Source organism: Rhizobium bangladeshense (assembly GCF_017357245.1).
Classification (GTDB): domain Bacteria; phylum Pseudomonadota; class Alphaproteobacteria; order Rhizobiales; family Rhizobiaceae; genus Rhizobium; species Rhizobium bangladeshense.
In genome coordinates this window covers 1,391,833-1,403,081 of sequence record NZ_CP071612.1, presented here as the reverse complement: position 1 = coordinate 1,403,081, position 11,249 = coordinate 1,391,833, and the positions used below count along the sequence as shown (strand labels likewise).

Sequence of the window (11,249 nt, the reverse complement as noted above, 5' to 3'; positions counted from 1 at the left end):
TTTCAGTCGAAACAAACAATCTGGCGATTGCGTCCAAGGTTTCTCACCACCCTGGACAAATATTTCTCTCCATTCCAAAGAGAATTGTTTTCTTCATCTGAGTAAAGAAACAAAACGTTTAAGTTTATTCACCTAAAGACGTATCTACTTATGACGACTTACACCCGGGTTCATGCATTCGGCCCAATTTGATGGCGCGATCACCCCCCGCACCAGTGGCCGGGACCTACGCCGGAGACAGTGATCGTTTCCATGCATTTAGTGGATCATCGCAAAACGGCTGCGTAACAACTGAGAATATCCGACAATCCATATAGTAAGACCTAAGTCCTACCCAGGTTTATATTCACATCTGCACGCCAGTTACGGAACTCTGTTAGTACTTAACCTATATTAGCTACTGTAACGTTCCGCGAATTGTGGTATTCGATTCCTACTTTAGAGTTTCCTAAACCCCCGTATTGAGAGGGGTCGGTACTCGGAGGCGTAACGTGTAGAGGGAGGGTGAAGCTGTGAATTCAGCGCTTATACCGAATTTGGATCTCAGGCAGGAAAACGTAGCTGTTCCCCTTAAGATAGAAAATGGCGCCGCGCACACAATTGCGATGTCGGCAAGGCAAACGCATTCGCTTGTCATTCTCGATAATCGTGAGCTCGATCGGCAATGCCTGGCGCAATGCATGGCTGCCCAAAAGGCGGATTTGCAGATTCTGGCATTCGGATCAATTGAGGAGTGGAAGCAGAGGCGCGACGAATACGCTCCGCTTTCGGCAATTCTCTTGAACGTCGGCGGAAAAAAGGTCGATGAACCGGCCGTTTCGGAGCAAATCCGGAAGCTTTCCTCGGAATTCGCGTCCACCCCCCTCATTGTATTGGCTGATAGCGACGATTTCGGCCAAATCGTTAGGGCCCTCGAGTACGGAGCCAAGGGGTTCATACCCGCCTCAGTCAGCGTCAGCGTCTGCATGGAGCTGATCGCGCTCTCAGTGGCAGGAGGAATTTTTGTGCCTGCAAGCGCCCTATTCGCCATGCGTCACTTGCTGGATTCGAGCAACGCGACCGCTCGCCCGCTCGCCGGTATATTCACTGACCGTCAGGCAGAAGTGGTGGAGGCGCTCCGACGCGGAAAGGCGAACAAGATTATCGCTTATGAGCTCAATCTTAGAGAAAGCACTGTGAAAGTGCACGTTCGCAATATTATGAAAAAGGTCAAAGCGACGAACAGGACGGAAGTCGTGTTCAAGCTCAACGATCTTTTTCAGAACAATCTTTCGGGCGGGTTGGCGAACTGACGATGCCGATGCGCTAGCCGGTCAGATCTGACGTCGCAACACGAGCACATTCTCTCCCTGAACATCTCGGTGGCTGCACGATACGCCACCGAGTCGATGATCTGACGTCATAGACGTGTGTCAGTGGCGTATGTTCAGCCTCACCTGGAATTTGTCATGCGTGCCTCTCCAGGTGAGGCTGTCCACTCGTGCCTTTCCCCGCAGCTAATTGCCGCTGCCCACAGGAGGCTTGGAAAGCGCCATCCGAATCCTGCGCAACGGGCCTCGCTGCGAACGAGGGACCAGACCTCGCGCAAGATGCCAGAGATATCGGAACTCCGGCAGGGGCGGCACATTCGGCCTCAAGCCATTCAGGCGCAGTTTGATCATCAGGCCATCGATGCCCGAATAGGCTCGCAGGCGCCAGCCAGCATCAGGTGTGAACCGTGGGGGTGATACTTTCTCGTCATCGGATGCGCCAAGCGAAGCACGACGAAGAACATTTGCAAGATTTGGCTGTCGGCACTGTTCAAGAGTCTCGGCGAACCATTCAAGCCACTCAAAATCGTTTCGATCGAAGGGCTGATGAATGCTTTTTCGCTCGCTGTCATGCCGTCCCGAGACCACCCCATCGGCTGAGCGAGCGAGTTGCGCGATGACGAGGCGCGCGCGCCTGAATTCGTCATGGGACAGAGATGGATAGAAGTCTTGCAGCCTCCGCGCCCGCTCAAACTGGCCTCTGCAGATCAAAGCAAGAAGGAAGTAGGCCCACTCGACGGGATCTGGATCAAGCGCCCCATAGTCGACGATGGTGACCTTGATCAGGTCCACCAGAAGGTCATAGGCGCGATCGGCGTCACCCTCCCGCAATGCGCATACGGCAAGGCGAAATTTCGCTTCGGGCAGATAGGACACATAGTTGAGACAGCTGAGGTAGCAGTGCTTGGCCTCCTCCACCCTGCCCTGCTGGAGAAGCAGGTCTCCCTGCTTTAGCAAGGCGCGATCGCTCGCTTCCCAGACGATGTGAACGCTCTCTTGCTTTGAGATGCGCCTGACCTTCGCAAGATCGCCGAAAGGGCCGGACTGGATGATCTTTTCGCCGAACTGCAGGCCTTTGTTCAGCATGAACCACTGATATATTTGGGGCCTGTGGCTCAACGTATGACGCGAGTGGATCAAGCTGTAACCGGCTGCCGTGATGCGCCTTGTTTCGTCGGGATGGGCAAAAAGATAATCCAGCCGTTCGACCACGTTGCCGCCGTCAACAAAGACACAGTTCTCCATGTCGACAAAGCCGGCTGCCTCCACTGCTGCCGTGCGTTCCGTCACGAGACAGGCCTTTGCCCCGGGGATCTCAAAATGCTTGCGCACGACCTCGCCGCCCATGGTACCGCATGTGGGGACGACGAAGCTCGCGTTGAGCGCCCGCGCATAGGCCTCTCCAGACAGGAGCTGGGCGGCCAGCTTGCTCTCATAGGCGTGTTGCGGCGAGACCAGGCAGGGGTAACGGTCGCGGATCATCGGAAAGACCGCCTGTCGCCAGGGATAAAGACCATAGGCCTGACCCGTGAGCGTGACCGGGATGACCTTATGCTGCCCATAGTCATGGTAGACTTCAGGATCGATAAAGTTCGGCCAGACGAACAGGTTCTCCTTCACGGCCGGCATATATTCCGGCGTCATCGTAGCGATCGCGAAATACGTCTCAATGCCCCACTGCTCCATGTCGGAGAGAAAGCCGGCGCGTCGATCGCACCATGGATCGGCGTTATGAAGGCCAAGCTTCGGAACTGCGATGTTGGTATTAGTGTTGGTGATTTTTATCCGACGTGAGCCATGCGACCGATAACCGCTTTCGAACAGCGTCAGATCCGGTTCATATCTGTCGCATATCTCTGAATAATCGCAATCGCGGTTAATGACGAAGACATCGAAGTGGGTTGCGAGGCATCTGACCTGCTGCTGCATGTGCAGCAGCAGGTAACCGGCGGCGTTCGCATTGGGCTGATGGTCCCATTGAAAAAAAACGAGCCGCGGCTTTCGATGATCGACGTTGCTATTCATGTCCCTATCGAATGGCTTCAGGGGCATTGAGTTCGACGCTCGGAGAGGCCAGATGCGGATAGGGCATTTGCCGTGACTTGACGTTGAACCTGTTGTTTACTCCGCCGGAAAGCTTCCACTCAAAATAAGCAATCGTTCTCTCAAGCCCCTCACGAAGGTTCACCTTCGGCTGCCAGCCCAGTTGTTGGGTTGCGCGGCTGATGTCGGGTTTGCGCTGTGTCGGATCGTCAATCGGTAGAGTCTTGAAGACGATGCCGGACTTCGATCCGGTCATTTCGATCACCATTTCTGCCAATTCACGGACCTGGAATTCTCCGGGATTGCCGAGATTGATCGGGCCAGTAACCCCAGCGGGCGCAGCCATCAAACGGATGAAGCCGTCGATCAGATCGTCCACATAGCAGAACGACCGTGTTTGCCTGCCGTCGCCGAAGATGGTGATCGGCTCATTGCGAAGCGCCTGAACGATGAAATTGGAGACGACGCGGCCGTCATTTGTCTGCATTCGCGGACCGTAGGTATTGAAGATCCGCGCCACCCGGATTTCCACCCCATATTGACGATGATAGTCGAAGAACAGCGTCTCGGCGCACCGCTTGCCTTCGTCATAGCATGCCCGCGGGCCTATGGGACTGACGCTGCCGCGATACTCCTCGGGCTGCGGGTGAACTGCCGGATCGCCATAGACCTCGCTCGTGGATGCCTGGAAAATCTTCGCCTTGGTGCGTTTGGCCAGACCGAGCATATTGATCGCCCCGTGCACATTGGTCTTCACGGTCTGCACCGGATCGTGCTGGTAGTGGACCGGAGATGCTGGGCAGGCGAGATTGTAGATCTCGTCGACCTCCACATAAAGCGGGAAGGTGATGTCGTGGCGGAGTATCTCAAAACGAGGATCGTCAAGAAGGTGCAGCACGTTGTCGCGTGAACCGGTGTAGAAATTGTCCACGCAGAGGACGTCATTGCCCTCTCGCAAAAGCCTTTCGCACAGGAATGACCCCAGGAATCCGGTGCCGCCGGTAACCATAATTCGCTTCTGACCGTGCATTGATCTGCTCCGTTGTTAATGTTTGCCCACAGGGATGGAGAACATGTCAGCAGGCTCCCTTGCCTTTCAGAACTGCAGGAATGGTGCTGAGAAGGATGTGCCAATCGAACCACAAGGATCGGTTGTCGATGTAGAATTCGTCGAGTTGCTGCTGCAGTTTGATATCCGCGTTGCTTCGTTCTGATATCTGCCAAAGCCCCGTCAGCCCCGGCGTTACCGAACGCCGCTTGTCACGAAACTCCCCATCCATCGCCGAAAGGTGATACTCCGGGAACGGGCGCGGCCCCACGAACGACATCTCTCCTGCAATGATGTTTACCAACTGCGGGAGTTCGTCGAAGCTCGACGAGCGAAGCACATGCCCGATCACCGGCAGAATGCGAGGATCCTCCCGAAGCTTGAAGTGGCTCGACCACTCGGCTTGTGCGGCCGGATTGTCCCGGAACAATGCTTCGAGGCGCTGTTCCGCATCTCTGTACATCGTTCTCAGTTTCAGGACGCGCACCGGCTTGCCGGACAAGCCTTCCCTGGCGTGCCTGAAGAAGACTGGGCCCGGATCGATGGCATAGATGGCGGCGGCAGCAACCAGAACGCAGGGCATAAGCACCAGCGTCGCAGGGATAGCGATCGCAAGATCGAGGACTCGGCGAACCAGGTTCCAGCCTGCCGATCTCCCGCCGATGGCCAAGCGAATACCAATCTCTCCGCCGACATCCGCCGGACGCAAGCCGGTTATCTTGAGGTTTGGCGTGTCGGAGAGGAGGATGACTTCGGCGAACTGGCGACGCATCGTTGCCAGCTCGCCGATAATTGAGCCCGTATCGTCAGCGATCAAGGCGATTGACGGTCCGCCGTCGGGTAATACTTCCGACGTATCGGGAGAAGAGGATTCCGGCAGGATGCCGTAACGCCAGTGCTCTGAGAAATACGCCGTGAGCGCAGGGATACGATTGCGGGCACCGATGATCACTGCTCGCTCACCCCAGATACCAAGCCTCCAGGACAGTCCTCGTGCGGTCCAACGCATAAGAGGCTGAACAGCCAGTCCGAGGCCAAGGAAGCCGATGGTCGGAAGCAGCAGTCCTAGCCCTTCCGGCAGAAGGATCGCCGCAAGCGCTGCAATGACGGCCACCTTGAAGGACGCTGTCGTGCGGCGGCGCAGATGTTCGTGGTCGTGAAGCCGATATCCGGGATAAAGCCCGTTCGACGCATAAAGAAGGATCGCTGCCAGTGCCGCGACGGCGAAAGCGCGCTCCAGCACCATATTCTCCGAAGCGTTCGAAAGGAACGGCAGAAGAAGAATATAGGCTATCAGATAGCTTGCGATGTCGCCGGCAATCAGAAATGACGACGTAGCGAGCCGAGGCAACCTGCGCCCGAGTGGAGCGGGTATCTTCAGCCCTGCCCGCTTGCTGAATTCGACGGTCGGCGTGGGGTTTGCCACGAAAGGGGCCGCCTTCCGTAGGTCGGACGTGATTGCTGACGGCGCAAATAGTGACATGATCGCTTCACACCTTTACGGCTGTTGATTTTGGCGAACTCGATCCAAAAACCTCGTCTTCGATCGGAAACTTGCGAAGCCCCAGTCTCTGGAATGCTGTCAGTGAGATGAAGGCCGGCACGACAAGCGCATAGCGCCGCCACAGCCGTCGCGGCTCGCACAGAAGGCGAAATGCCCATTCGAAGCCGCTTCTTTGGATGAACCTTGGAGCTTGCCGCTTCAGGCCGGCGTGGAAATCGAATGCAGCTCCGACGCCGATAAGCATCGATGCATCCAGACGGTCACGCATGCGCGCCATCCAGAGTTCCTGCTTGGGACTGCTCAGCCCCACCCAGATGATATCGGCGCCGGATCGATTGAGCCGGTCTGCAATATCGGCTTCCTCTTGCGGTGACAGTTTATGAAAAGGCGGCGCATAGGAGCCGGCTATCTCAGCTTCCGGGAATTTCGCGAGAAGCCGCGCCTGCAAGTGCTGCAGCGTCTCGGGCGTTGCGCCATAAAGGAAGTGGCGTATACCCTTCGATGTGCCAGCCTCGAAAACAGACAACATCAGGTCAGGTCCGTACACCCTGTCGCTCTCCGAATGGCCGGCGTGTTTCAATGCCCAGACCAACGGCATGCCATCGGGCGTCACGAGGAACGCGCGGTTATGTATCGACCGGAGCTCTGGATCGTCTTGGCATCGGACAACACCGTGTGCGTCGCGAACACACACATATTCCCTCCTGCCCTCTTCCATCGCTTTTTGAATAAAACCGGTCGCGCTTTTAAGATTAACAGCTGAAATTCGAACACCAAGGACATTAGTCCATTCCAGGGAGTCCTTTTGTTTAAGAACTGAAGCCGGGTTTCTGTCTGCCGTTTTCTTTCCCATGACTACGCTTCCGCGATTTAAACTGTCATCAGAATATGCCGACAGCGCGATTGCCTCCATACTTGCAGTTCCAACTATTGGACGTAGGAGACACTTGATACTCCTACGCCTTCGGCCAAGATAAGTTACAATGTTCGAAGTAAGGCGGCGTACCCCCACGGCTTGCCACGTCGCTCTTTTTGATGAGTGCGATCCCGAAAGAGCGGTTTGATCTTCACAAAGCCGCGGAGATGGTCACTGTCGCGCCTGAGAGCCCTTGCCGGTCAGCGCATTCTGCCGAGGCCGGTTTTCGTCAGGGCAAAGGCGATTGGCGATGGGTATACTTCAAGGTAAGTCCGAGCCGATCGCCTTTGATCCTGGCTATAGATGCCCGGCTCGGCCGCTTCGCGATTGCGAAGCGATAAGTGGGTCCGGCGATTCTGAAGTTTTGCAGATTTGCCAGGCACATCTGCGGGAGGGTTGGCTGAAACGAGCCGGCTGATCGATCCGCCGACCTGGCCGTAGAGATTGCGGCCGGCCGGTCGACCATCCGACTCCGTTTGAGCCTACAGAATGATTCAATCTAATCCGGGAGGCTCTAGGCTGGGGAGATTGACCTGCAGCGCGCGCACGAGTTGGTCGAGCAGTTTCAAGCTGCCATGGCAGAACGCATTATATTCCGTCGCGTCGCCGGTCTTATTGTTTGGGGTGCGACGCCACGCTGCCTCTGTCGATCCCAGCCTGCTGAAGATCGCTTAGACTGCCGAACTCCCCTGAAGGCATGATCTCCGGGTGTATCCTGAAGCTCTTGTCGTTCAGATTGCCGCTATAGCGGTTGCGCGCAAATTGCACCGATTCGAGCTTGTGGTCAGGCACGTAAATATATGCTGCAAGCCCATTACCGCTATCGACCGTCACGATATTGTCCTCGATACGATTGGGCTGGGCCCAAGGCGGACGCCACCCCCTGCCCGTGCCGTCATCAACGCGGAAGGCAGCTCCGGAACCGCCGGTAATGACGTTTCCGGTCACCAGATTGCTCCAGCCGCCGTTTATACCGATCGCCGATATGTTGCCCGAAAGAGTGTTTCCTTCAATGCGCACTCCACTGGCCTTGCCGTCCGTATAGATCGCCCAACTGATAGGAGACGGCCATTCGTTGGTATTTTCATATCCAGAAGGCCAGAACGTCCCGTCGGCCCTGTTCATGAGCTGACCTGTGCCGGTGACGAGATTGTAGCGAATGCTGCTGTTCAAAGGGTCGGCCTGCTCGCCCATCATCTTGATGGCACCGCCGTCCGCCGTCTGCTGATTGGCGTTGCGAACCACGTTGTGTTCGATGATCGCGTCGTGAACTGCGTCCTGAGGTCCCCACAGCGAGCCACCGGCGATACCGAACTGCGCTGCATTTTCGATGAGATTATGAGCGATCCTGACATTGTCGGCAGCTTGGAACCATATCCCGGCCGTTTCGAAATAGACCCTGCCGATGTCGTGGATGTGGTTCGACAAGATTGTCGCACCGTGGGATTTGCCGAAGGTGCCATAGGTCGTGCCGAGGTAAATCCCGTTGCCAGCCACATCTCCAATCACGTTTCCGGCAATCAAGACATCCTTGCTCTCGGAAACATGGATGCCGACGCCCACATTATCAATGGAGTTGCCGATCAGCCGGACGCCGTCCGCACGCTCGAGCCGTATGGCGCCAAAGCTTCTGGTGTCGGTACCGAACTTGCCGCTACCCTGCGGATTCCCATCCCGGAACCGGAGCCCCGACACAACCATTCCGTCGGCTCCATGCAGTCTGAAGAATGTCGGCAGGATACCGACGACAGCCGTAGAACTGGTTGTCACTCCATCGGCCGGGATATAGGTGAGTTTCCCCCCAGCGCGGTCGTACCACCACTCCCCAGCGGCGTCGAGCAGGGCCACCGCCCCAGTCAGGAAATAGCGGCTGCCTTCTGCGGTAAAGAAATAGGCGGTGCCTTTGGTGTTAACGGCCCGCTTCGCCGTGTCGATTGAAACCACTGGGAGCGTGTCACTGCCCCATTGGCTGCCGGGGTGAAACCCGCCCACAATGTGGGCGACAAGCCCTGCTGCATTTTTTGAGATCGGAAGATCGCCGGCACGGAAGCAAAAGCGCGTGTTACCATGCCATATGTCGTTATCCTCAGTGCACTTGGCCGCAAAAAGCCATCCTTTGCGCGGATCTCCGTCGAGTGGAGCGTTGGGAAAGCGAGCCTGCGTCTGGCGCGCGCCGCTGACGAAAAGGTCGCCCACATCCCGGCCCGGAGGTAACTTCAGTGACGCCGTCCAGCGGCCATCGGCCCGCGCCGCCCAATTGCGCACAAGAGGGCCACCGTGCAGAACCGGCGCCTCGTTACATCTCGCTGCGATGACCAGGCCCGCATCGCGAGCATCGAAAACTATCGGTTCAGTGAGATAGTAGTCCCCATTGCCCATCGCGATCGTGTTTTGGCCACCCTTCTCACGCGCTGCATCCCGAGCTTTTTCTATGGTGGCAAAAGGACCGTCGGTACGCTGAGAATTTGGTTTGGCAAGATGCCCACTCCAGTTGTCTTTGCCATCGGGAGAAACATAGAAGACTGTCCGGGCCGCGGATATGCCCGTCAGTACTTTGCTCAGTGAAGATCCCTTCAGCCTGTTCGAAAAGGTCGCAGGCGAGGCTTCCGCGCAAGTCGCCTCCCTGACGGCCGTATGCAGCCTGTCGGGCGCATCTGGATCGGGGCTCATCGAGGCCAGGTTGCTCGGCTGCGGAAAGAGCGTCGCAGGTAAAATGCTCAAGATCGGTGCGATGCGCAGCCTCATGAGATTTGCAGCTCGGCCGTTTTGCTGCGTGCCGATGCCGACAGTGACAGGCCAGGCGCCGTTGAAACAACAGGCTCGTACAGCGAAAACATAATGATGCCCGAAATAAACAGAATGAAAATCGCGTCATTCTGGATCAGGAAGATGGTCTCGGTCAGGTTCATCACCAAAATCACGACGGTGAAGACATTCAACCACAGCCAGCCATAATGCGGGTCCCGGCATTGGAGAACCGCACCCTGACGTAATGCCTGCAAAAGCATCAGAGCGAACAAAATCATTCCGCTTATTCCGAAGTTCAGCAGCGTATCGCGGAATCCGCTATGGGCGTGGGGAGCCATCCATTGGATCTTCGACCAGATAATCCAGGCTTCGGGGTTCGCCTCCGTCCAAAACGCCTGGTATCCGAAGCCGAGCAGCAGATGATCGGCAATCTGACCATCGACCAGTTCCCACAAAGGCACTCGGCCCGTCAAAGTGGCATCCTTACCAAGTGCTTCAAGGAATGGAACGAGGTACTCGTGAAGCAAAAGGAGGAGTCCAAAGGACATTTGAACAAAAAACAGGATGAAGACGATGCGACCAATGCCACGGATTCGCTGCAGCACGGAGTAGAAGCCGATCAGGCAATAGGCCGATACCGTCGCAATGATCGCGGTCATCGATCCGGAAGCGACGAGACAAGCCCCACCCGCGATCAACGAGATCAAAGCAGTTCGCCGCAGACCCTGGTGACCGTCCATTATAACGGCCGTCGATACCAGTATCATCATGCTGGCGTACCATCCGAGGCTGTTCTTGTGGATGAATATGCCGCGCACCGCGCCGTCCATGGGCATGCGAGCGAGACCCGGTGACACGACGAAAATCAGCAGGCTTAGGCTGATACATGCTCCGAAGGTCGCAAATGCAATGAGAAGCAATTGCCTCGGTGTGAAGCGTATCGCCAACACATAAGCCAGGAGGACTGTAAACAGCAGGCCAATGGCACGCCTGAATGTCGTCGATGGGCCCACCGACCAGAAGACAGACACAAACGGCATGGCTACCATCAAGGGGACAAACCAGTTTCGCTTGAGGGCTGTCAGAAATTGCGAAAAATATCGTACCAGCATCAACAATGTAAAACCGTATACGGGCAGGTAAAGCAGACGCAATATGGACCTGGCATGACCGCTAAGGGCTCCGTCGGGATCCGCCAAGATGAGCGGGAAAAACGCGCCAGTCTGCAGGAAGAGGCACAGGCCGGAGCCCCAGCACTCAATCGCTCGCCAACTGACAGTCGGCCCATTCGCCATTCTAAGCGTATACGCTCTCATTACCGGTCCCGACTTGCTTGGACAGATGAGAGGCTTGTGCTCGCGGCAATTTGGAAAGACATGGGTCCCCTCTCATAGCTGCGCTGCTTCCAACGAACATCCCGCCACCTCCCCAGTCAACTAACGCAAACGAAGGCGGAGCTAAGCCTAACGCCCATACCCACCATCCAAGGACGTTGTTTGGTTTAAGCTGACTGTCTACCCCTCCCCCAAAAGTTGGTGCTGGGGCCAAGGACATTGCCCATAAGAGCAGATGTCACCCGCGATCAATCACCGGTAGCTTGGCGATGAAAACATACCGCGAAGCACGTCACGCTGGGCCGCCGTTTGCCGGTGAAGTGGGGCAGTAATTCTGGCGCAGCTG

General features: G+C 56.4%; 7 protein-coding genes. 1 reads left to right on the top strand and 6 read right to left on the bottom strand.

What is annotated here, in order from left to right; genetic code table 11:
- The first annotated feature begins 512 nt into the window (after positions 1 to 512).
- Positions 513 to 1,292 (top strand): response regulator transcription factor, encoded by a 780-nt coding sequence (locus J2J98_RS06815; RefSeq protein WP_207602710.1) that lies wholly within the window; start codon positions 513 to 515, stop codon positions 1,290 to 1,292.
- A gap of 204 nt (positions 1,293 to 1,496) precedes the next feature.
- Here J2J98_RS06815 and J2J98_RS06810 read toward each other — a convergent pair whose 3' ends face one another.
- The 6 genes from J2J98_RS06810 to J2J98_RS06785 form a co-directional block, all read right to left on the bottom strand.
- Positions 1,497 to 3,335 carry a glycosyltransferase family protein gene (locus tag J2J98_RS06810; RefSeq protein ID WP_207602709.1) on the bottom strand — a complete coding sequence of 613 codons (1,839 nt, stop codon included), beginning with the start codon at positions 3,333 to 3,335 and terminating at the stop codon, positions 1,497 to 1,499.
- Between the two features lie 4 nt (positions 3,336 to 3,339).
- Positions 3,340 to 4,383, bottom strand: a complete 1,044-nt coding sequence (locus J2J98_RS06805; protein ID WP_207602708.1) for a UDP-glucuronic acid decarboxylase family protein — start codon at positions 4,381 to 4,383, stop codon at positions 3,340 to 3,342.
- A gap of 46 nt (positions 4,384 to 4,429) precedes the next feature.
- Positions 4,430 to 5,884, bottom strand: a complete 1,455-nt coding sequence (locus J2J98_RS06800; RefSeq protein WP_207602707.1) for a sugar transferase — start codon at positions 5,882 to 5,884, stop codon at positions 4,430 to 4,432.
- A gap of 7 nt (positions 5,885 to 5,891) precedes the next feature.
- Positions 5,892 to 6,758 (bottom strand): WecB/TagA/CpsF family glycosyltransferase, encoded by an 867-nt coding sequence (locus J2J98_RS06795; RefSeq protein WP_207602706.1) that lies wholly within the window; start codon positions 6,756 to 6,758, stop codon positions 5,892 to 5,894.
- Between the two features lie 675 nt (positions 6,759 to 7,433).
- A complete protein-coding gene (locus tag J2J98_RS06790) occupies positions 7,434 to 9,566 on the bottom strand; it encodes a right-handed parallel beta-helix repeat-containing protein (RefSeq protein ID WP_207602705.1) in 2,133 nt (710 codons plus the stop codon).
- Positions 9,563 to 10,885: an O-antigen ligase family protein gene (locus J2J98_RS06785; RefSeq protein ID WP_207602704.1), complete on the bottom strand. Its 1,323-nt coding sequence runs from the start codon at positions 10,883 to 10,885 to the stop codon at positions 9,563 to 9,565. Before J2J98_RS06785 ends, J2J98_RS06790 begins: the two co-directional genes overlap by 4 nt.
- Positions 10,886 to 11,249: the final 364 nt, after the last annotated feature.